The organism is Microbispora siamensis, from assembly GCF_016863095.1.
In the GTDB taxonomy this organism is placed as follows: Bacteria; Actinomycetota; Actinomycetes; order Streptosporangiales; family Streptosporangiaceae; genus Microbispora; species Microbispora siamensis.
This window is the reverse complement of sequence record NZ_BOOF01000014.1, coordinates 1-21,378: the sequence shown is the minus strand read 5'-3', so window position 1 is coordinate 21,378 and position 21,378 is coordinate 1. Positions and strand designations below refer to the sequence as shown.

General features: G+C 71.6%; 22 protein-coding genes. 9 read left to right on the top strand and 13 right to left on the bottom strand.

Annotated features, from left to right (window positions below):
• Positions 1–3: 3 nt before the first annotated feature.
• Complete coding sequence (locus Msi02_RS14965; RefSeq protein ID WP_079320105.1) at positions 4–504, bottom strand: SigE family RNA polymerase sigma factor; 501 nt, start codon at positions 502–504, stop codon at positions 4–6.
• Between the two features lie 274 nt (positions 505–778).
• Here Msi02_RS14965 and Msi02_RS14960 point away from each other — a divergent pair, with 274 nt between their 5' ends.
• Both Msi02_RS14960 and Msi02_RS14955 read left to right on the top strand, forming a co-directional pair.
• Entirely contained in the window at positions 779–1,750 is a 972-nt protein-coding gene (locus Msi02_RS14960) for a hypothetical protein (RefSeq protein ID WP_204048913.1), read from the top strand.
• A gap of 3 nt (positions 1,751–1,753) precedes the next feature.
• Positions 1,754–2,584, top strand: coding sequence for a MauE/DoxX family redox-associated membrane protein (locus Msi02_RS14955; protein ID WP_204048912.1), 831 nt, complete (start codon positions 1,754–1,756; stop codon positions 2,582–2,584).
• 105 nt (positions 2,585–2,689) lie between these two features.
• Here Msi02_RS14955 and Msi02_RS14950 read toward each other — a convergent pair whose 3' ends face one another.
• The 6 genes from Msi02_RS14950 to Msi02_RS14925 all read right to left on the bottom strand — a co-directional run bounded on the left by Msi02_RS14950 (position 2,690) and on the right by Msi02_RS14925 (position 8,717).
• Positions 2,690–3,871: an ATP-binding protein gene (locus Msi02_RS14950; RefSeq protein WP_079320107.1), complete on the bottom strand. Its 1,182-nt coding sequence runs from the start codon at positions 3,869–3,871 to the stop codon at positions 2,690–2,692.
• 375 nt (positions 3,872–4,246) lie between these two features.
• Entirely contained in the window at positions 4,247–5,215 is a 969-nt protein-coding gene (locus Msi02_RS14945; RefSeq protein WP_204048911.1) for an ankyrin repeat domain-containing protein, read from the bottom strand.
• 175 nt (positions 5,216–5,390) lie between these two features.
• Entirely contained in the window at positions 5,391–5,735 is a 345-nt protein-coding gene (locus Msi02_RS14940) for a hypothetical protein (RefSeq protein ID WP_239108420.1), read from the bottom strand.
• Positions 5,732–7,300: a radical SAM protein gene (locus Msi02_RS14935; protein ID WP_239108419.1), complete on the bottom strand. Its 1,569-nt coding sequence runs from the start codon at positions 7,298–7,300 to the stop codon at positions 5,732–5,734. Before Msi02_RS14935 ends, Msi02_RS14940 begins: the two co-directional genes overlap by 4 nt.
• The gene (locus Msi02_RS14930) at positions 7,297–7,602 is read right to left on the bottom strand and encodes a hypothetical protein (RefSeq protein ID WP_204048910.1); all 306 of its coding nucleotides are present in this window, start codon (positions 7,600–7,602) and stop codon (positions 7,297–7,299) included. The genes Msi02_RS14935 and Msi02_RS14930 overlap by 4 nt, the downstream gene beginning before the upstream one ends.
• A gap of 281 nt (positions 7,603–7,883) precedes the next feature.
• Entirely contained in the window at positions 7,884–8,717 is an 834-nt protein-coding gene (locus tag Msi02_RS14925) for a prolipoprotein diacylglyceryl transferase (protein WP_079320109.1), read from the bottom strand.
• A gap of 174 nt (positions 8,718–8,891) precedes the next feature.
• Between Msi02_RS14925 and Msi02_RS14920 the strand changes: the two genes are divergently transcribed.
• The 4 genes from Msi02_RS14920 to Msi02_RS14905 all read left to right on the top strand — a co-directional run bounded on the left by Msi02_RS14920 (position 8,892) and on the right by Msi02_RS14905 (position 12,461).
• Complete coding sequence (locus Msi02_RS14920) at positions 8,892–9,737, top strand: M15 family metallopeptidase (RefSeq protein WP_239108418.1); 846 nt, start codon at positions 8,892–8,894, stop codon at positions 9,735–9,737.
• A gap of 413 nt (positions 9,738–10,150) precedes the next feature.
• Positions 10,151–10,402: a hypothetical protein gene (locus tag Msi02_RS14915; RefSeq protein ID WP_204048909.1), complete on the top strand. Its 252-nt coding sequence runs from the start codon at positions 10,151–10,153 to the stop codon at positions 10,400–10,402.
• A 39-nt stretch (positions 10,403–10,441) separates the two neighbouring features.
• Positions 10,442–11,317 (top strand): NUDIX domain-containing protein, encoded by an 876-nt coding sequence (locus tag Msi02_RS14910; protein WP_204048908.1) that lies wholly within the window; start codon positions 10,442–10,444, stop codon positions 11,315–11,317.
• A 34-nt stretch (positions 11,318–11,351) separates the two neighbouring features.
• Positions 11,352–12,461: a calcium:cation antiporter gene (locus tag Msi02_RS14905; RefSeq protein ID WP_204048907.1), complete on the top strand. Its 1,110-nt coding sequence runs from the start codon at positions 11,352–11,354 to the stop codon at positions 12,459–12,461.
• 50 nt (positions 12,462–12,511) lie between these two features.
• Here the strand turns inward: Msi02_RS14905 and Msi02_RS14900 are convergent, their stop codons facing one another.
• The 4 genes from Msi02_RS14900 to Msi02_RS14885 all read right to left on the bottom strand — a co-directional run bounded on the left by Msi02_RS14900 (position 12,512) and on the right by Msi02_RS14885 (position 16,842).
• A complete protein-coding gene (locus tag Msi02_RS14900) occupies positions 12,512–13,741 on the bottom strand; it encodes a glycoside hydrolase family 16 protein (RefSeq protein ID WP_204048906.1) in 1,230 nt (409 codons plus the stop codon).
• 168 nt (positions 13,742–13,909) lie between these two features.
• A complete protein-coding gene (locus Msi02_RS14895) occupies positions 13,910–14,755 on the bottom strand; it encodes an MBL fold metallo-hydrolase (protein ID WP_079313389.1) in 846 nt (281 codons plus the stop codon).
• Between the two features lie 72 nt (positions 14,756–14,827).
• Positions 14,828–15,253: an ester cyclase gene (locus Msi02_RS14890; protein WP_204048905.1), complete on the bottom strand. Its 426-nt coding sequence runs from the start codon at positions 15,251–15,253 to the stop codon at positions 14,828–14,830.
• A gap of 170 nt (positions 15,254–15,423) precedes the next feature.
• Complete coding sequence (locus tag Msi02_RS14885) at positions 15,424–16,842, bottom strand: MFS transporter (RefSeq protein ID WP_204048904.1); 1,419 nt, start codon at positions 16,840–16,842, stop codon at positions 15,424–15,426.
• A gap of 121 nt (positions 16,843–16,963) precedes the next feature.
• On the opposite strand from Msi02_RS14885, the gene Msi02_RS14880 reads away from it, so the two are divergent.
• The gene (locus tag Msi02_RS14880; RefSeq protein WP_204048903.1) at positions 16,964–17,914 is read left to right on the top strand and encodes a sigma-70 family RNA polymerase sigma factor; all 951 of its coding nucleotides are present in this window, start codon (positions 16,964–16,966) and stop codon (positions 17,912–17,914) included.
• Between the two features lie 7 nt (positions 17,915–17,921).
• On the opposite strand, the gene Msi02_RS14875 is transcribed toward Msi02_RS14880, so the two are convergent.
• Complete coding sequence (locus tag Msi02_RS14875) at positions 17,922–18,602, bottom strand: alpha/beta fold hydrolase (RefSeq protein WP_204048902.1); 681 nt, start codon at positions 18,600–18,602, stop codon at positions 17,922–17,924.
• A 147-nt stretch (positions 18,603–18,749) separates the two neighbouring features.
• On the opposite strand from Msi02_RS14875, the gene Msi02_RS14870 reads away from it, so the two are divergent.
• On the top strand, positions 18,750–19,949 hold the full coding sequence (locus Msi02_RS14870; protein ID WP_204048901.1) for an MFS transporter: 1,200 nt from the start codon (positions 18,750–18,752) through the stop codon (positions 19,947–19,949).
• Here Msi02_RS14870 and Msi02_RS14865 read toward each other — a convergent pair.
• The gene (locus tag Msi02_RS14865) at positions 19,946–20,419 is read right to left on the bottom strand and encodes a hypothetical protein (protein ID WP_239108417.1); all 474 of its coding nucleotides are present in this window, start codon (positions 20,417–20,419) and stop codon (positions 19,946–19,948) included. The two genes, Msi02_RS14870 and Msi02_RS14865, sit on opposite strands and share 4 nt — an antisense overlap.
• Before the next feature lie 80 nt (positions 20,420–20,499).
• On the opposite strand from Msi02_RS14865, the gene Msi02_RS14860 reads away from it, so the two are divergent.
• Positions 20,500–21,345 (top strand): PIG-L family deacetylase, encoded by an 846-nt coding sequence (locus tag Msi02_RS14860; protein ID WP_239108416.1) that lies wholly within the window; start codon positions 20,500–20,502, stop codon positions 21,343–21,345.
• The last annotated feature ends 33 nt before the right edge of the window (positions 21,346–21,378 follow it).

Here is a 21,378-nt window from a genome sequence, read left to right as displayed (position 1 = left end):
CGGTCAGTTGACCCGCTTGCGGGCGTCGGGCACGACCAGGTCGCCGCGCAGCTTGGCCATGCCGCGCGAGACCGAGCTCTTGACCGTGCCCACGCTGATCCCGAGGGTCCTGGCGATCTCGGGCTCGGTCATGTCCTCGTAGTAGCGCAGCACGATCGCCGTACGCTGCCTGGCGGGGAGGCGGTCGAGCGCCTGCTCCAGCTCGTCGTACCGGTGCCGCGCATCCTGCTGCACCGGTACGTCGGGGAGCTCCTCGGAGGGGTATTCCTCCAGCTTGCGCCGCCTCCACCAGGAGATGTTGATGTTCACCATCGCCCGCCGCACATAGCCGTCGAGCGACGACCGGTCACGGATCCGGTCCCACGCGAGGTACGTACGCGCGAGGGCGGTCTGCAGGAGGTCCTCGGCGTCGCTGGGGTTGCCGGTCAACTGGTTGGCCACACGGAGCAGGGCCGCCCCGCGAGACTGGACGTACGTGCGGAACTCCTCATGGTTCACGATCAGGGATCACCAACCCGGCCAGAGAGGCATCTCGTGCCAGAATCGCAGCCGCGCCCCCCGATCCGGCTGAACCGAAATCCAGGTTTCGCACCCGCCTGGGCAAAGACCGGGCAAGCCGGTGGCGGCCCGTCGCGCGTTTCGTACGTCCTGTCGGGCGGTGGTTTGCCCGAAACAGGTGGCAACGCCTTGCACCGGGAGGAGGAATATTGATCCCGGACGCCACCATCGCCCGGAAAAACGCCTCTCCATCCCCGTCCGGCGTGTGAGGCTGGAGAGCGTGGAGGGGGCGAGGCCCGACCGGGCCGGAGAGCGAAGGCGGAAGCTGGCGGCGGCGGTTCTCGGCCGCGACCCCGGGCCCGCGCCGCGGTCGCAGGAGGAGACGGAGCCGTTCGACGTGGTCAGCGGCCACCTTCTCGACGTGAGCCCGCACCTGATCATCCTCGAGACCGCCGATGGCGGGCAGCGGCGCCTGGTGATCGCGCCGTGGGCGACCGCGTGGCGCGGGGGCACGGTGGCGCCCGCCGATCTGCCGGCCGGAGCCCGGGTCGTCATCCGGGCGCTGCGCGGCGGCACGGTCGCCGAGCGCATCTGGGCCGACATCACCCGGATCACCGGCGTCATTCGAGAGGTCCGCGGCCGGCGCGACCTCACCGTCGAACTCGACTGCGGTCCACATCGCCGGGAACGCTCCATCGTCGTGCCCTACCGCTCCTCCGGACGGATCCGGGTGCGGCATCCCAAGCTGGAGCCGGGATTCCTGTTCGACGCGATCGGGCTGCTCGACCAGGGCACGTCGTTCGCGCATCTCCCGGCGACCTCGCAGCCGCCCTACCGGGCCACGGCCGTGCCCCCGCCCACGGTGACGTACGGAGGAAGCGAGGCGGGCATCTCGGGCACGGCGGTGTGGGCGGACCTCACGGACCTCGCGGACGAGGGCGTCACGGAGGGTGTCGCCTATCCCATGCTCGAGCGCGAGGACACCGGCTGTGACGACGCCGGCGTCTCCTGCGCGGGCCTGCCGTACCTCGCGCTGGGCTCGCTGCTGCGTGTACGCAACGTGTGCGACGGCCGGACGGACGCGCTGCCGATCGTCGCGTGCGGGTGCCTGGCCGGGCGGTTCTGCGACCGATGCCTGGAATGCGGCACGTCCCCGCGCGGCAGGATCGTGGAACTGACCGCGTCCTCGTACGTCGCGCTCGGAGGAGACTTGACCAAGGGCTGCTTCAATGCCCGCGTCGGATTGGGGTGACCGGTGCTTTCGACAATCGCGGCCGCCGCGCTGCCGATCCTCGTGGTGACGCTGGCGCTGGGCGGCGTCGCCAAGCTGGCCACGGTCGGCCGCGAGGCGTCGCCGGGCGCGCTGGCCCGGCTCGGTCCGGCGGTGCTCATGCCGGAGCGCTTCGCCAGGCCCGCCATGATCGCCTGCGCCCTGGTCGAGTTCGCGCTGGCGGCCGGTCTGCTGGTCGTGGATCACCCGGTCGCCCGGTGGCTGCCGGCCGCGTTCTTCGCCATGGCGACGTACGTCCTGTGGGATCTGCGCAGGCGGCGGCCGGACGTGGGGTGCGGCTGCTTCGGAGACGTGAGCGACACCCCGGTCGGGCTGCGGTCCATCGGCCGGGCCGCGGCGCTGACCGCGATGGCGGCCCTCGCCGGGGCCGAGGGCGTCACAGGCCTGCCTCATGTCACCGCGGAGACGGCGCCCTGGATCGGCGGGGGTGTCGTCCTGCTGCTCGCCTGCTCACCCGAGATCGACGGGGTCGTCTCCCGCCTGCGTCACCGGGCGCCGTGCGAGCAGCGGCCGATGCCGCCCGGACGGGCGCTGTCGCGCCTGCGGGCGAGCGCGGCGTGGCGGACCCACGCGGGGTCGCTGCTGACGGAGGAGCCGTCCGACATGTGGCGTGAGTTGTGCTGGCGCTTCTTCGTCTTCCCCACCCAGGGGGACGCGGAGGTCGTGTTCGCCGTGCGGCTCAGCGGCCGGCGTTCCGACGTACGCGCCGTCGTGGTCGGCGCCGACGGCCGTGTGGCCGCGGCCGACGACCCCGGCGACGCCTCTCTGCGGGAATCTACGCCTGTATCGGCCTGACGCTATACAGGCGTAGATTCCCGCATCGAGGACCTTCACTTCAACTCTCTACGGCTCTCTAGCTTCCCCTCTAGAAAGCCGTAGAGAGGTCGATGGGCGCGCCGCTCAGAGCGGCTGCGCGCGGAGGAACCTCCCGAAATGCGGAACGGTGAACCCGATCACGCCGCGCTCGGCGCTGTAGATCAGACCCTTCTTGATCAGGCTGTCTCGGGCCGGGGACAGGCTGGACGGCTTGCGGCCCAGCGCCTCGGCCACCTCGGCGGTCGGCACCGGGTCGTCACCGAGCTGGGCCATGGCGTGCATGTAGTCCCGCTCGGCGGGGGTGGCCCGCTCATACCGGCTGCCGAAGAAGCCCACTGCGAGCTCCTCCTCGGCCTCCGGGGCGGACACCTTGATGTCCTCGGCCGTGATCGGGCTGCGCGGGGCGAAGTCCCAGGCGACCTTCCCGTACGCCTGGACGAAGTAGGGGTAGCCGTCGGCCGCCTCGTACAACGCGTCGAGCGCGTCGGGGGTGAACTCGACGTCCTCGCGGGCGGCGGGCGCGATGAGCGCCAGGTCGGCGGCGTCCCGGTCGAGCCGGTCGATGCGCGCGTAGCGGAACAGCCGCTCGGAGTAGCTCTTGCTCGCCGACAGCACGCTCGGCAGGTGGGGCAGGCCGGCGCCGACGACGATCAACGGGCCGCCGTTCTGCGACAGCTCGTGGCAGGCCGCGCACAGGGCCGAGACGTCCGGCGCCTGCACGTCCTGCATCTCGTCGATGAACAGCGCGATGCCGACGCCGAGGTCCGTCGCCACGCCCGCGGCGTCGACGAACAGCTCGGTCAGGTCGATCTCCAGGTCGCCGGAGTCGGCCCGGCCGCGCGCGGCGGGCACGTCGATGCCGGGCGACCAGTGCGAGGTGCCCTTCGCGGCGGCGGGATCGCGCATCGCGAACGCCTTGAGCACGCCGAGGAACTCCTCGATGCGCTCAGGGGCGCGGTGCCGGGGGGCGAGCTCCCTGATGGCCATGTGCAGCGCGGCGGACACCGGGCGGCGGATCGACTGGTCGGGCCTGGCCTCGATCTTGCCGGTGCCCCACAGCCGCTGCATGGCCATGGATTTGAACGTGTTGAGCAGGACGGTCTTGCCCACGCCGCGCAGGCCGGTGAGGACCATGCTCCGCTCCGGACGGCCCCGGGCGACCCGCTCGAGCACGATCTCGAACTGCTGCAGCTCGCGGTCGCGTCCGGCGAGTTCCGGGGGGCGCTGGCCGGCGCCGGGGGCGTAGGGATTGCGCACGGGGTCCACGCTCTCGGACTTTATGACGGGATATAGCGGCCGTCGTAGATTTCCGTAGAGAGCGCTACGGCGTGTCGCCCGGCGCGGCCTCGGCACGCACCGCCCAGCGGTGGGCGGAGCCTGAACCGGGACGACAGCGGGCGGAGCCGGGGAGGGCACGACCGGATCGAACGCCACGGGAACGGCGACGGCCGGAACGGGGGCGGCGGACACCGTGGGCACAGCCATCACACACCCCTTACCTGCCGGGACTCGACCGAACCCGTGTTCGATCCGATGGCCATGACTGTAGCGCGTCATCGAACACCTGCGCGAGCTTTCCACGAAAGCTCCGTCAAACGCCGTCGTTCCGGCGGCAGTCCAGACCGGTTCGTGCCCCGGGGATCAGCTCCAGTAGTCGCGTTCGGGGAGCGTCACCCACATGTCGGGCTCCCCTGCGATCGCTCTGGCGTCGTCCAGCCGCAGGCCCGCGCCGGCGCAGCAGTACGCCATGGCCTTGCCGTGGTAGAGGTACTCGATGAGGATCTCCCCGGCCGGTTGCTCCGGATAGGGACTGCCGCCGCCGGGGTGGGTGTCCCAGTCCACGATCTCGCCGTCCCGGGTGACGCTCCCCTGGTTGCCGCTCTTGGGGTTGGCGTACATGGCGTAGCAGACGGTGCCGGCCGACAGGAGCTTCGTGACGCCGGGCATGTACGGCCCATATCCCCACGGCTGGCTGACGACGCAGCCGCCAGGAACGTCCGTGACGCCGACGACGCCGAGGCTCTCGTCCATGTAGGACAAGGGATCCTCCGCGATCTCTTCGACCTCGGCAGCGTCGGCCGGGACCGCCTCCAGGCGGCGCACCGCTTCCGCCGCGCTGATCCCGGCGACACATGCCAGCCCCATGCCGTCGTCGTCGAAATCCCCCAAGGCGGCGATCAGACGCCGGGCTTCGGCCACGGCAGCGGCCTCGGCATCGGACAGACCGGGCCGACCAGCGAGATCGCCGAACAGGCCGGGGGTGGGCGTTGCCAGGCTGAGCCGTCCGGGGGACCACCCGTTCATCATCGGCCGCCACGGGTCGGCACCGGCCTCCACCAGGACCCGGGCGTTGTCGGGACGGTTGGCGAAGACGGCCCCCCACAATGCCGTACGGCCCTCGTGCTCGGCGTCGACGTCGTTGACGCGGGCGGCCAGTTCCGCCACCACATCGGGAGAGCCGCATTCGGCGGCCGCGTGCAACGGCCGTCCATGGAAGAAGACACCGGCGTTGGGATCGGCGCCCGCGTCGAGCCTGGCTCGGATCAGCCTCAGGTTCTTCCAGGAGTCCCAGCCGATGCCGGACCAGTCTGCTTCGGGGGTGACAGCCATGACGCTCCCTCGGTGAGTAGGCACGCCGATCATGGCGGAACCGACCGACAAATCCCGTGGGCGAAGCGGAGCGGCTTCAGCTTCCGGCCGACGCGGCGAAGTCCCGAGGCGCCGACCTCCGAAGCTGCGGCACGCATGGAGCGGGCTTCGCCGCGCCGAGTGGCTGCGAAGTCCGCTACCGGGACACGTGCGGCAGCACGAGGGCCGCCGCCGCGACCAGGGTGATCAGTCCCAGGTAGGCGAGGACGAGGCGGGTGTCCCTGAGATAGCACTTGCTCCTGGTGAGCCCCGCGCGGCGGGCCCGCCAGTATCCGGCGAACCCCAGGGCCGCGAACCCGAGCACGGCCCAGGCCCCGAACAGCCAGGCGAGCAGCGCCACCGTCGCGTAGACGCACAGCTTCAGCGGGTCGTACGGCGTCGCCTGCCCGCCCTCGGACGCCTGGGCCGTCTCGGCGGCGCGCGCCTGCTCGTACGCGACGCCGGTCGGCCGGTCGCCGGGCTTCCCGTACGGGAGGCTCATGTGATCTCCAGCAGCGGGAGCCGTACGGCGGCGTCGGCCGCGGCGACGGCGGACAGGCGTTGACGCGCGAGCGCGGGCCAGGCCTGCACCGCGCAGAACGGCGCGCACTGGTCCTGGTCGGAGCGGGTGCCGACGTGGACGCAGCACTGCACCAGGCGCTCCTCCAGCATCGTGGACATGTCCATGAAGGGCTTGATCGTGATGCGTACGACCCGTTCGCCCAGCAGCCGGCGCAGCCGCCGCTTGCGCCCGGGCACGGCCGAGGACGCGAGCGTCAGCAGGGTCGTCAGCCCGAGGTCGCAGTTCTCGCAGATGTCGCGCCAGACCTTGCCGATCTCGGGGTGCGACAGCGACGACTGCTCCGACAGCAGGCCGAGCAGCGACTCCTGCACGGCCATGCGGAGCTGGCGGGGGATCTCGGAGTCGGCGATGCGGTTGGAGACGAGCCCGAGGTTCTCCTTGAGGCGGTCGTGCCCGATCAACGCGGTCAGCGAGCGCCACTGGTCGGCGTCGTCCTTGATCATGTAGCCGACCGAGCAGCAGTGCGGATGCGAGCAGGGCAGGGCGGTCAGGTCGCGCCAGGTGACCAGGCCGTCCGTCTGGGGGCCGAGCCGCTTGAGCACCCCGGTGTGGGTGAGCCGGTCCATTGAGTCGATCGCGCCGGAGCGCCCCGAGCCGAACTGCGGCTGGATCGACACGCCACCGACGTACGGCGTCTCGATGGCCAGGCGCACCACGTCGCCGATCTCGCCGTCGTTCACGCCGAGGGCGGCCGTCATGACCAGCGTGGTGAAGATCTCCCGCTCCGACAACCGCCGCAGCGCCTCCGCCTTGAACCGCCGCAGGTCGCCGCCCCGGTGGTGCCGGGACGCCTCGGCCGACAGGCCGTCGTACTGCAGGTAGACCTCGACGCGCTCGCGGTGCTCGGTGAGCAGGTCGAGCAGGGCGTCGTCCCGGGCCACCAGCAGCCCGTTCGTGTTGATCAGGATGCGGGTGACGGGCCGGGCCGTCAGTTCGGCGAGCAACTCGGGCAGGTCGGGGTGGAGGGTCGGCTCGCCGCCGCTGAGCATGAGCACGTCGAGACGGCCGTTCTCGCGGGCCAGTCGCTGGTCGACGTTGGCGAGCACCTCCCGGACCGGCACGATTCCCCGCAGGTCGGGCGAGGAGTCGGTGAAGCAGGTCGGGCAGCGCAGGTTGCATGCCTCCGCCACGTCCTCCAGGAGGATGCACGTGTGCTGGGTCTGCATCTCCGGCAGTCCCCGCAGGTACGCCTCCGGGACCGGGTCGAAGTTGCCGGCGACGTCGGGCAGATGCGCCTTGGTGGGGGCCGTCCACTCCTCCAGGTAGGCGAGGATCTCCGGGTCCTCGTCGTAGAGGGTCCTGACCATGCCGTGGGTCCGGCAGCCGCGTTCCAGGTAGACCCGGCCGTCGCGGGCCGCGAGCCAGCCGGACAGACGCGGCACCTCCGCCAGCGGGCGGTCCGGCCGCTCGTCGTGGCAGCGGGGGCAGAACGCGTTGACGTAGCGGAGGATGCGGTCTCCGCGCAGGGGCATTCCGGTGGTCACAGGGCGCCGTCCGTGTAGAGCGAGGGGTTGACGCCGGTACAGAAGCCGGCGGTGAAGATCGTCATGAGCGCCCAGCCGATCATCAGCCCCAGCCCGAGCCCACGCGACCAGGGCTTTCGGAGAAGGAGCAGCAGCGTTCCGCCGCCGAACGCGATCACGGCCAGGATCACGGATCCGCCGATGAGCGCGACGTTCTTGTGCTCGCTCGCGACTCCGTCCGCCGCCGCGAGGGTCGCGAGGAAGAGCACGAAGTTGATCACCACGTAGGCCACGATCCCCGCGATCGTCATCGCGATGACCACGCCGGTCGTGTTCTGCGCCGGGGGCGGCGGCGGCCACGGGCGTGGCCCACCCGGTCCGTACGGCCCACCGGGACCCGGCCCATGCGGCCCACCCGGTCCGTACGGCGGTGACCCACCCGGGCCCTGCGGCGGCGGGCCGGCCGGACCTTGGGACGGCGGCGGGCCGCCCGGACCGTACGGCGCGCCGGGAGGCGGCGGCACGGGCGGATGCCGGGGAGAATCGCCCGGCTGCGGGCCCGGTTGGGGGTCATGCGGCCGCTCGGGCGGCTCGGGGGGTGTGCTCATCTCTCCTCCTCGCCCGCGGGCGACAGCCGGACGGCCGGTAACAGCGGTCGCCGCTCTCCCCGCAGGGGAAGCAGCCGATCGTAGAACCCCTTGCGATACCCGAGCCCGAGGCGGACGGCGAGGAGCACGAGCCCCGGGACGAGGAACCACTGCGGGCGGGTCAGGTCGAGCCAGACCGTCTCGTTCGCCCTGGTGAACTCGACGAGGAACCGGAAGACGGCGTACGCGCCCAGATACAGGGTGAACAGCTCGCCCGGCCTATCGACCCGGCTCCGCGCCCACAGCAACGCGCCGAAGGCGGCGAGCTGGAACACGGTCTCGTACAGGTACGACGGGTGCATGGCCTGCCCGGCCAGGCAGCCGGGGCACTCCGGGACGGTGGCGGGCGCGTGGACCCCCCAGGGCAGGCTCGTGGGCCGGCCGGGGGCCTCGGTGAGGAAGCAGCCGATGCGGCCGACGGCCATGCCGAGCGCGACGGCGGGCGCGAACAGGTCACCGGTCCGCTCCCGGTAGCCGATCAGCCGTTTCGCCACCAGCACCCCGACGTACGCACCGGTCAGGCCGCCGAGGATGCTGCGGGCGCCGAACATCCACGCCTCGAGAAGGCCGGGGTTGAGCGCGGGGTCGAGATGCTCGGCCCATCCGGACAGCCGCATGCCTATCGCCCCGCCGACCAGCGCGCCGGTGACGGCGACGAGCGACTCCTCCCGCAGGGCCCCCCGGCGCCGCGCCTCCAGGACGAACACCACGCTCGCGAGGAGCACGCCGAGGCCCACGAAAAACGCGTGGGTCGGCACGCTCACTTCGCCGAAACGCAGATGCTCAAGCACGACGCCACCCTAGCGGCGGCCCACGACGATTCCGATCGTCAATTCGTACGGCTTGCGCCTCCTCTATACGGCGATTCCGGCCAACCGCCCCGGGCTTTGTCCACAGGGGCCCCGCTGTCCACAGGAGCGTGCGCGAGCGCCTGCGCACGCCTCGGCCGCGGGTAACCTGCGCCTATGACCTCCTTGTGGAACCGCAGGTCAGCGGTAGTGATGGCGGCTCTCGTCGGGATGACCGGCTGCGCCGGGGTCGGCGACGCCGGCGCGTCCGCCACCGCCAGGACCCGGGTGTCCGCGCCCGCCCCGGCGTCACCGGCGGCGGACTCGTCCACGCCCGCCGCTCCCTCGGCCGCGCCGACCTCCTCCGCGTCCGCCACCCCGTCGCCCGTCACGCCCTCGTCCGTGCCGGTCTCGCCCGCGCCCGGGAACGAGCCCTCGCCGAGCCCGAGCGGGCCGCCCCCCTTCTCCGCGAAGATCGAGAAGGTGTCCCGCGACGACGTGCGGTACTCCTGGCGTCCGGGCTGCCCGGTTCCGCTGAGCGGGCTGCGCAAGATCACCATGACCTACTGGGGCTTCGACGACCAGGCGCACACCGGCACTCTCGTGGTCAACAAGAAGGTGGCCGAGGACGTGGCCTCCGTCTTCGGGAAGCTCTACGACATGCGCTACCCCATCCGCAGGATGGAGCCCGTCGACGTCTACAAGGGCAGCGACTACGACTCCATCGACGCCGACAACACCTCGGCCTTCAATTGCCGCAACGCCACCGGCTCGGGCAGCTGGTCCAACCACGCCTACGGCCTCGCGGTGGACCTCAACCCGCGGGAGAACCCGTACGTCTACGCGAACGGCTCCAACGCGCACCGCAACGCGGACGCGTTCGTGGACCGGCCGCTCAAGAAGCGCGGCGTCATCAACGAGGGCGATCGAGTAGTGCGGGCCTTCGGGCAGATCGGCTGGGGCTGGGGCGGCTCGTGGTCCGGCGCCAAGGACTACCAGCACTTCTCCGTCAACGGCCGGTAGAACCGGAGCGGCGGCCCGATCACGAGCAGCCGGAAGCCGGGCCCTCGCCCTTCCGGCGACGCGGAGGCGGGGGCTGCCGGAGACCGCCTACCGGCCCGAAGTGGCCGAGCGGGATCGCAGCGGATCAGAGACGACCGTCGACGGGCAGGTGGCGGAAGAGCAAGGACAAGAGGGAGGACAACGCCCGCTCCTCCGGCCGCAGGAAGCGGGCGTCTCTCCAGATATGACATCTCCTGATTCTCCAGACAAAGGGGGAATCACGAGTGAGGGCTCAAACGCTAACGGGCTACGGACTCCGGGTCGGAAAGGATCGCTTACCGGTTAATAACGATCGGCCTACGACCCCGTCACGCACTAGCGATCAATCAGGTTCCACAGGTCAACTGCTTTGAAGACGGCATGACGGGAGAGACATGTCTGGTTGGCAGCACTCCGTTCCCCTTCCCCCGGTATGGCCGCCGGACCGGTTCGAGGTCCGCTCGACCCGGCCCATCCCGGACGGCGGCGCGGCCGATCGCTACCACCTCCCGCGAACCGCTCACGAGGCCGCCACGCGTCTTCGGGACGTACGCTTCGCGACACAGATCCAGGTCGTCCGCATCGAGGACGGAGTGACCCTCTTCGACCTGGTCGCCGGGGTGGAGGTCCCCCTCGAACGCTGGTGACCATTAGAGCGAGCCTGCAGGCTGCGGCAAGATGGGTGCATGACGGCGAAGGACGGCGACGGCTGGGCCCTGTGCGCGCTGGGTCACCAGCACTGGGGACTGTACGGCGCCGCCGGCCTGCTCACCGTGCACCACACGCTCGACGGCATGCCGTACGTGCTTATGCAGAAGCGTGCCTGGTGGAGCCATCACGGCGGAACCTGGGGGTTGCCGGGCGGCGCGTGCGACAGCCATGAGGACGCCATCACCGGCGCGCTGCGCGAGGCCCGGGAGGAGGCGGCGCTGGACTCCGACCTCGTCCGGGTGCGCGGGCTCTACGTCGACGACCACGGCGGCTGGTCGTTCCAGACGGTGATCGCGGAGGCCGAAGGGCTGCTCGACGCCGCACCCGCCAACGGCGAGAGCGCGGACATGCGCTGGGTGGCGGCCGACGAGGTCGTGTCGAAGGAACTGCACCCCGGCTTCGCCGACTCGTGGCCGAGGATCCGGCCCGCGCTGAGCCCGGTGGTCGTCGTCCTCGACATGGCCAACATCATCGGCGCGCGGGCCGAGCACGGCTGGTGGAAGGACCGCGCGGGCGCCGCGAACCGCCTGCTCAACGAGCTGATCCCGCTCTGCGGGCAGGGCCTCGGCGAGATGCCGGAAGGAGTGCCCGCCCTGACCCGATGGTTCCCGCGCATGGTCGTGGTGCTCGAAGGGGCGGCGGCCGGGGCGGCCGACCCGGGGCCGGTGGCCGGGGACCTGACGGTCGTGGTGGCCGCAGGCAGCGGGGACGACGCGATCGTGGAGGCGGTGCGCGACGTGCGGCCCTGGGAGACCGCCCTCGTCGTCACCGCCGACCGAGGGCTGCGTGAGCGGGTGACGGCCCTCGGCGCCCTGGTCACCGGCCCCCGCTGGTTGCTCAAGCAGCTCTGAATACTTTTTCTACCATTCGTCCTATTTGGGCAGGATGAAGCACATGATCCTGCTCTACCGCCGACTGGCCACCACCTGGACCGTGACCGTGCCGATCCTCGCCGTGGCAGTGCTCGCGCTGGCGTGGGGGCGGACCATTCCTCCCGTCGTCGTGCTGATCGCGGCGCTCTTCCTCGCGGCTTCCGTGCTGGCGGCCGTGCACCACGCCGAGGTCATCGCCCATCGCGTGGGCGAGCCGTTCGGATCGCTCGTGCTCGCCGTGGCGGTCACGGTGATCGAGGTGGCGTTGATCATCAGCCTCACCGCGTCAGGAGGACCGGCCGCGTCGTCGCTCGCCCGCGACACGGTGTTCGCCGCCGTGATGATCACCTGCAACGGGATCGTCGGCCTTTCGCTGCTGGTCGCGGCGCTGCGGCGGCGGGTGGCGGTGTTCAACGCGGAGGGGACGGGAGGCGCGCTGGCCACCGTCGCCACGCTGTCCACGTTGAGCCTCGTCCTGCCGACGTTCACCACGAGCAGGCCGGGGCCCGCCTTCGCCCCGGCCCAGCTCGCGTTCGCCGCGGTCGCCTCGATCGCGTTGTACGGCCTGTTCGTGCTCACCCAGGCCGTGCGGCACCGCGACTACTTCCTCCCGGTGGAGTCCGGCGGCCAGGGCGGGGACGCCGCCGAGCACGCCGACCCGCCGACCACGCGCGCCGCCGCGGCCAGCCTGGCGCTGCTGCTGGGCGCGCTCGTCGCGGTGGTCGGCCTGGCGAAGGTCGAGTCTCCCGCCATCGAGTCGGCCGTACGCGCGGCGAGCCTTCCCCAGTCCGCGGTGGGCGTCGTGATCGCGCTGCTGGTGCTGCTGCCGGAGACCCTCGCCGCCGTACGCGCGGCCCGGCGGGCCCGGGTCCAGGTCAGCCTGAACCTCGCCTTCGGCTCGGCCATGGCCAGCATCGGGCTCACCATCCCGACGATCGCCGGGGCGTCGCTGTGGCTGGAGGGGCCGCTGCTGCTCGGACTCGGCCCGACGCACATCGTGCTGCTCGCCCTGACGGTCGTCGTGGCGACGCTGACCGTGGTGCCCGGCCGGGCCACCGTCCTGCAGGCGGGCGTCCATCTCACGCTGTGCGCCGCCTTCCTGCTCCTGGCGGTCAGCCCATGAGCGAGGGGTGAGGCGTGAGAGGCGCCGGGCCTCTCACGCCGGTCACGCGGTCAGCCGCGGGTCCACTTCTGGTTGGCACCGCCGGTGCAGTCCCACAGCTGGAGGCGCGCCCCGTTGTTGGGGTTCACGTCCACGATGTCCACACATCGGTTGGCGGCGGTGTTGACGAGGTCGCCTGCCGGGGTGAGCGTGAAGCGCTGGGCGCCGGTGCCGTTGCAGGTGTAGAGCTGGATCGGCGTGCCGTTGGCGGTGCCGGCCGACGCGGCGTCCATGCACTTGCCCATCGCGCGGACCGTGCCGTCACCGTTGATCGTCCACTGCTGGGCGGCGGTGCCGTTGCAGTCGTACATCTGCAGCCGGGCGCCGTCGACGGGGTTCGCACCCGGGATGTCGATGCAGCGGCCGTTCAGGTTGGACTTCAGCGCGCCGCCGGTCCCGCCTCCCCCGTCGTTGGTCCACGCGGAGACGCGGACCCAGTCGATCAGCATCGTCTGCGGGAACGACGTGGTGGAGTCGGGGTTGCCCGGCCAGTAACCGCCGACCGCCACGTTCAGGATCAGGAAGAACGGGTGGTCGAAGACCCACTGGTTGCCGCGGATGTCGGCCGGCGTGACGCGGAAGTACTCCGAGCCGTCCAGGTACCAGACGATGAGGTTGGGCGACCAGTCGACGCGGTAGGTGTGGAAGGCGTCGCCGAGCGGGGCGCCGATCGTGCGGTTGCCGCCGACGCCGCTGCCGCCGGAGTAGCCGGGGCCGTGCACGGTGCCGTAGACGGTGTTGGGCGTGTTGCCGACGTTCTCCATGATGTCGATCTCGCCGGTGTTCGGCCAGTTGCCGCCGCCGAGCATCCAGAACGCCGGCCAGATGCCCTGGCCCTTCGGAATCTTGATGCTCGCCTCGAAGCGGCCGTACGCCTGACTGAACTTGTCGGCGGTCAGGATGCGGCCGGAGGTGTACTGGCAGGTGCCGTAGTGGCACTGGTAGTTGGACGGGTTCTCCTTGCGGGCGGTGATCGCGAGGTGTCCCTGTCCGTCGTGGTACACGTTGCGGGTCGAGTTGGTGTAGTACTCCAACTCGTTGTTGCCCCAGCCGCCGCCGCCGATGTCGAATTTCCACTTGGAGCCGTCGACGGGCGTTCCCGCCGCGGCGTTGAACTCGTCGGACCAGGTGACGGGGCCGATGGCGGCGTCGGCCCGGTCGGCGCCCGGGCCGGCGACCAGGCCGCCGCCGAGGGTGACGACCATGGCCGCGGCCATGATGAGGAGCCGGGGTTTGCGCATGGAGATCTCCGGTTGGTGGGGGGATGCCAGCAGGATCTCCGGCCCGCGCCGTCGCGGTGTGCGGGGGCGCGCGCCGGCGTGTCCAGCGCTTCAGGCAAGCTTTAGAGCTTGAATTAAGATGCAACACCCTCATCGCGCGGGCTGTCAATAGGCCCTGACTTGTCCTTGTCAGCCGGGCCCGATGACCGGGCGGTGCGGGCGTACGCCGGCCTGCCGTACGGGCAGGCGGTAGGTCTCCCCGCGCATGATGTAGTGGACCAGGTGCGACAGCCCCGCGCGCCGGACGTGCTGCTGGAAGTCCTTGAGCGGGGAGGCGAACGCCTCGTAGTCGTCGTAGTGGACGGGCAGGGCCGACTCCGGCTGCATCAGCCTGAGCCACTCCACCCCCTGGGCGCCGTCCATGGTCACCGTGACGCCGAGGATCCGCGTGCCGCCGAGGTGCACGATGCCGACGTCGATGTCGGGGAAGCGGCGCGGGATCTCCGACAGGCACTCGTCCATGATCGTGTCGCCGCTGATGTGCAGGCGCAGGTCCACCTCGCCGGCGTGGGCGAAGTCGAGCACGCTCCCCACCACCGGCGGCATCAGCGCGTTCGCCGGGCCCGGCGCGTGCCGGGCGGGCGTGGTCGTCACCGTCAGCGTGCCGTCGCCGTGTCGCTCGTGGTGGTACTCCCAGGGCTCCAGGCCGATGGCGTGGCCGAATCCCTGACGGCGCAGCCTGGCCGCCGCGTGCCGGGTGGTGACGATCGGCAGGTCCTTGTCGAGGCCGTTCCTGGCGATCCTGTCCCAGTGGTCACCGTGCATGTGCGACAGCACGACGAGGTCCAGCGGCGGAAGCTGCCCGATCTCCATCGCCGGCTCGGTGCGGCGGCGGGTGCTCACCCCCCAGCCGAGATGGGCTCGCTGCCCCTGGTGCAGGAAGTTCGGATCCGTCAGCACGGTGAACCCGTGAGAACGGATGATCATGGTGGCGTTTCCCACGAAGAACACGGTCGCGTCCGCTGGATCGGGCATGACGCCTCCCCTCTCCCAGACTTTCAGGCTACGTAAACCGCCACAAATCACCCGAAAGCGGGGGGTAGTTACCTAGTCAGGGACGAGGGAGAACCCGATCTGGGAGTACAGCTCCAGCAGGTCGAAATAGTCCCGGTGGGCGACCACGAGGCCGTTCTTCGCGTGACACGCCCCGCAGCCGCGCACGGTGATCCGCCGGCCGCTCGCGCCCGCGACACCGTCGTCCGGCAGCGCGAAGGACCCGGTGTGCGTGCCCGTCATCGTCCACTCGCTGAAGCCGGGGTCGGCGCACTCCACCCTGTTCCAGACCGTCATGGCGATGTCGGCGAAACCCTTGAACAGGCTCTCCCAGTATCGGGCGATCTGCTCGCGCCCCTCGCACACGCCCAACGGGGTGGCCAGGACGGCGTGCCGGTCGTAGCACGCCGACAGCCGGTCCAGGTCGTGAGCGTTCACCGCGTCCAGCACGCGGTCCGCGAGCTGTCGGCCATCAGGCATGGCGGATCACTCCCCAGGGCGTACACCCACGGTAACGCCGCCATGGCAAAGGCCGTCCGCAGGAGACGCAACACCGCCGGATGCAACGTGCGAAGCGCCTGCAGCGTCCGGACCTTCCGGCCAAGCGGACCCCGGTGGGCCCGGGGTCCGCTTGGCGTGCACGTCGAGGGTCACGCGGGCCGGGGCCGTGCGGCGCGGGCCAGGGCGACCGCGCCCGCCGCGCCGGCGGCCGCGGCCAGCGCCAGCCACCACGCGGTCGTGCTCATGGCCTCCGCTCGCGGCGGGTCGGCCAGGGCGAGGAACACCGCGCCGAACACCGCCACCCCGCTGAGCTGGCCGAACTGCATGGTCGTCGTGAGCAGGCCGCTCGCGTCGGCGGCGCGGGCGGGCGGCACGTGCACCAAGGCGTGGGTGAGCAGGCTGGTCGAGACGCCCAGTCCCGCGCCGTACACGACCAGCGCGGCCCACAGCAATGGGCCGCCGGTCACCGAGACGGCCAGGGCCGCCGTGCCGAGGACGCTGAGCGCCAGCCCGGCCGGTGGCAGCAGGTGGTGGATCCGCCCCGGCAGCCTGCGCCAGTAGAAGCTGCCCAGCCCGAACGCGGCCGCCATGGGCAGGAACGTGAGCCCGGCCCGCAGCGGGCTCTCCCCGAGGACGCCCTGCAGGTGCACCGCGAAGGTGAACAGGAACCCGCCGTAGGCGACCATCAGCGCGAGCAGCGTCGTCAGGCCCGACGGCATGCCGGTCGCGCGCAGCACGTCCAGGTTCAGCAGCGGGTCGCCGCCCCGGGCCGCCGTACGGCGCTGCGTCACGGCGAACACGGCGGCGAGCGCGACCCCCGCGGCGATCGACGCGTACGTCCAGGCGGGCCAGCCGGCCTCCCGGCCCAGCACGAGCGGCAGCACGACCAGCAGCGTGGCGGGCAGCGCGAGCGCGAGGCCCCGCAGGTCGAGCCGGCGCGTGCCACGCGGCCGATCCGACGGCGCGTCCGGCGGCACCAGCCGGGGCACCGCGAGCGTCAGCAGGACGCCCACGGGGACGTTCACGAGGAACACCGGCCGCCAGCCGGTGCCGGCCAGGTCGGCGCCGACCAGCACCCCGCCCAGCGCCAGCCCGACGACCGAACCGGCCGAGAGCACCGCGGTGTACGCGCTGAGCGCCGTCGCCCTGGCCCTGCCGGTGAACCTGGTCTGGATCACGCTCATGATCTGCGGGACCATCACCGCCGCCGCGGCCCCCTGGACGAACCTGAAGGCGATCAGCGTCCCGGCGTCCGGCGCGAGCCCGCACAGCAGCGAGCCCGCGGTGAAGCCGGCGACTCCGATCATGTACATGCGCCGCCTGCCGTACAGCTCGCCGAGCCGGGCGCCGGTGACCAGCAGGGTCGCGTACGCGATGATGTAGCCGCCGACGACCAGTTGCAGGGCGGCCCCGGACGCCCCCAGGTCGGCGCCGATCCTGGGGATCGCCACGTTGACGATGTAGAGGTCGAGCAGCCCCATGAACTGGCCGGCGAGCAGCACCGCCAGCATCGGCCAGGGCCGTACGGCACGGGCCGGGGCAGGGCGGACGGTATGGCTGATTGTCACTCTTTGGTCCTTCCGCAGTGGGTCCGCCGGTACCTACCGGCGCCGGGCGGAGAACTCATCGATGAGTTCCGCCGGGCGCGGCGGTAGATACCGGTGACGGCGACGCGACGCGGGAGAGCACATGTGGAGTGACGAGGAGTTCGAGCGGTTCACCGGGCCCTACCGGCGGGAGCTGATGACGCACTGCTACCGGATGCTGGGCTCGGTGCACGACGCCGAGGACCTGCTGCAGGAGGTCATGCTGCGGGCGTGGCGGGCGTCCGGCGACTACGACGAGCGGCGGGCCTCGCCGCGCACCTGGCTCTACCGCATCGCGACGAACGCCTGCCTCACGGCGCTCGAACAGCGCGGGCGCAGGGCCCTGCCGTCCGGCCTCACCGGCCCCGGCGACGACCCTGAGGCGGGACCGCAACGGCGGCTGCCGGAGGTGACCTGGCTGGAGCCCATCCCCGACGCACTGGTGGACCCCGCCGCGGTCGTCGCGTCGCGGGGCGGGATCAGGCTGGCGTTCGTCGCGGCCCTGCAGCATCTGCCGCCGCGGCAGCGGGCGGTGCTCATCCTGCGCGAGGTGCTGGCCTGGCGGGCGAGCGAGGTCGCCGACCTGCTGGAGACCTCGGTCGCCGCCGTCAACAGCGCCCTGCAACGCGCCCGCGCCCAGCTCGCCCGGGTGGCCCCGGCCGAGGACCACCTGACAGAACCGGACGACCCGGCCTGCCGCGACCTGCTCGACCGGTACGTCGCGGCGTTCGAGAAGGCCGACGTCGCGGCCCTGGAACGGCTGCTGCGGGAGGACGCCGTCCTGGAGATGCCGCCGTTCCTGTCGTGGTTCGCCGGGCGGGAGGCGTTCGGCCGCTTCATCCGCTGGGTCTGCGCCACGCGGGGCCCCTGGCGGATGGTCCCCACGCGCGCCAACGGACAGCCGGCGCTCGCGGCCTACCTGGACGGCGGCGACGGCGTCTTCCGTGCCCACTCGCTCCAGGTGCTCGCGATCGCCGCGGACGGCATCGCGCGGAACGTCGTGTTCGGCGATGCCGCCCTGTTCGCCGTTTTCTCGCTGCCGCCCGAGCTCTAGCCGTGCTCTAGGAAAGGAAGGCCGCGACCTCGCGGACGAAGGCGTCGGGCGCGTTCTCGTGCACCAGGTGCCCGGCCGGGATCGTGACGTGCGCGGCGCCGGGAATGCGGCGGGCCATCTCGGCGACCCGGTCCTGGGGAATGTGGCTGTCCGGTCCACCGCCGATCACGAGCGTGCGTGCGGTGATCCGGCCGAGCCGCCCCAGCCAGGCCGGGTCGGGGTGGTCGATCTGCGGCCTGATCGCCTCCACCATGGCCCAGTCGAACGACAGGGGCTCCTCCGGCCGTACGAGCGGGGGCGGCTCGCGCGGCACCGGGAGCGGGACGTCCTCCAGGACCAGCGTCCGCACCCGGTCCGGCCGCCCGGCGGCGAGCAGGTAGGCCACGACGCCGCCCATCGAGTGCCCGATCACGTCCACCGTGCCGAGCGACAGCGCGTCGAGGAAGGCGAGGACGTCGTCGCGCATGAGTTCCAGGCCGTAGTCTCCCGGCCAGTCGCTGGCTCCGTGGCCGCGCAGGTCCGGCGCGTACACGTGCCGGCCGGCGGCCAGCGCGCCGGCCACGCCGTCCCAGTCGGCCATGCCCTCGCCCAGGCCGTGCAGCAGGATCAGCGGCGGGGCGTCGTCCTGGCCGTACGTCCGGTACGCGATCCCGATGCCGTTGGCCCGAACCTTCGCATGATCCGTCACATGGCGACGATAACCCCGATCAACCCCTATTGGAGCAATAGGCACACCAAGTACCATGACGCCGAAAAACGGGATCACCGTTGATCACGGATACGGCCGATCCCGCATGCCGGGTGGCCGGAGGCTGCTCGTACCGCGGGAGGTCAGGTGTCCGCACTGCGGCGTGGACTGTGGGCGCCGGTCGCCCTCTCCTACGTCACGTTCATCCTCGTCGGCCTGAGCGCCGGTGTGGGCGGGGTGCTGCTGCCGGCGCAGATCGACGACTACGGCCTCGACAAGGCCACGGTCGGCACGCAGTTCTTCACCTTCTCCGCCGGGTTCATGCTGGCCGGGTCGACCGCCGGCCTGCTGATCCACCGCTTCGGGATCCGGGCCTCGCTCATCCTCGGCGGCGGCACGTTCGTGCTGGCCGGCCTCTACTCGTCCGTACGCCCGCCGTTCCTGGCCTTCGTGGCGGTCCAGATCCTGGCGGGGTATGGCACCGGCATCCTCGAATCGGTGCTGAACGCCTACCTCACGGACCTGCCCGGGGCGACGACGCTGCTCAACCGCCTGCACGCGTTCTTCGGCGTCGGCGCGCTGCTCGGGCCGCTGCTGGCCACCTGGATCCTGACCTTCCTGCCGTGGACGGCCGTGTGGCTGGTCCTGGCCCTGGTGTGCCTGCCGCTGCTGGTCGGCTTCCACCTGACCCTGCCCGCACGCGAGGCCCCGCCGCCCGCGTCGGCCGAGGAGCAGGCGGAGCGTCCGGGCCTGCTGGCCACCGCGTCGCGGCAGCCCGCCGTCCTGCTGGGCGCGGTGTTCCTGGCCGTGTACGTCGGCCTGGAGATCAGCGTGGGCAACTGGGGGTTCACCTTCCTGGTCGACGAGCACGGGCAGGGGAGCCTGCTCGCCGGATACACCGTGTCCGGCTACTGGCTCGGGCTCGCCCTCGGGCGCTTCCTGATCAGCCCGGCGGCCACCAGGCTCGGCATGACCGCGACCGGGATGACCTTCGTCTGCCTGGCCGGCATCACCGTCAGCTCGGTTCTGGCGTGGATCGCGCCGGGCGGCGTGGTGGCCAGCGTGAGCTTCGTGCTGCTCGGCTTCTGGCTCGGGCCGATCTTCCCCACGACGATGGCCGTCGCGCCGCGGCTCACCGTGACCCGGCTGGTGCCCACGGCGATCGGGCTGCTGAACGGGGTGTCGGTGGTCGGCGGCGCGGTGTTCCCGTGGCTGGCCGGGGCGATCGCCCAGGGCGTCGGGGTCTGGACGCTGCCGCCCTTCGCCGTGGCGCTCGCCCTGCTGCAGGTGCTCTTCTGGTGGCTGGTGGTGGGCCGCATGAACCCGGCCCCCCGCGCCGTCTCCTAACGGCGGCTCCTGGTCAGTTCGAACGCGGCGACCGTGGCGAGGCCGTACCCGAGATGGGGGACCAGGTCGGCCATCCAGCCGCTGACGCCCCACTCACGCGGGTCGGTCAGCCCGAGCGCGGTCATCGGCGCGCTGCCCGCGACCGCCGCGGCCATGCCCACCCCGGTCGCCGCGGCCGGGAGGCTGACCCTCCGCCGTACGGCGTGGCGGAACAGGCCGTAGGCCAGGCCCACGCCGACGCCGGTGAGGATGCCGAGCATCGGCCCGAGCCCCTGCTCCCGATTGCGGGCGTCCTCCTCCTCGCCGAGGTCGACGTGGAGCCGCTCGCTGACGGCGCCGGCCGCCTGCTCCGGCAGCGAGCTCGCCGGCCGCGCGCGCACCGCCATGTCCAGGTAGGTGATCGCGTTGAGCACGGTCGTGCCGGCCGCTCCCGCGACCACTCCCGCCACCATGTCCCGATAAATCCCCATAGCGGTCGCCTAACCGGGCCTGGCCACCTCAAACGACGCACGCCCGCGCGAGGATCAACGGGCGATATAGGGTCGTCCGGGTGACGGTAAACGACACCCCGGGGGACGGAATGGACCGAGAGCTCACCCTGATGGCCGTGCACGCGCACCCCGACGACGAGGTGATCGGCACCGGCGGCATCCTCGCGAAGTACACCGCAGAAGGGATCCGTACGGTCCTGGTGACGTGCACCAACGGCGAGCAGGGGGACGGCCCCGGCGGGGTGAAGCCGGGCGAGCCCGGCCACGACGACGCCGCGGTCGCGGAGCGGCGGCTGGCCGAGTTGCGCGAGTCGGTCGCCCACCTCGGCATCGATCATCTGGAACTGCTCGGCTACCGCGACTCCGGCATGGACGGCTGGGACGGCAACGGCCACCCCGACGCGTTCGCGAACGTCCCGGTCGAGAAGGCCGCCGCCCGGCTCGCCGCGCTGATGGAGCGCTACCGCCCGCAGGTGATCGTCACGTACGACGAGAACGGCAACTACGGGCACCCCGACCACATCCAGGCCCACCGCATCGCGGTCGCGGCGGCCGAGATGACCGGCATTCCGGACAAGTTCTATTACACGGCCGTGCCTCGTGAGGGCATCCGGCAGATGTTCGAGTTCATGCGGGCGAACGGCATGACCCCGGACGACTTCGAGCTCCCCGACGACTTCGGCACGCCCGACGAGCTCATCACCAGCGTCGTGGATGTCTCCCCGTACGTGGAGAACAAGCTGAAGGCCCTGGAGGCCCACGCGAGCCAGGGCGAGAACATCCCCTTCCTGAGGATGCCGCCGGAGGCCCAGCACCAGGCATTCTCACGCGAGTACTTCATCCGGACGACATCCCGGGTGGCCGCCCCCGACAAGGAAGACGACCTGTTCGCCGGCCTCCGCTGAGCTCGCGCTCATTCGGCCGGTTCCAAACGGTCT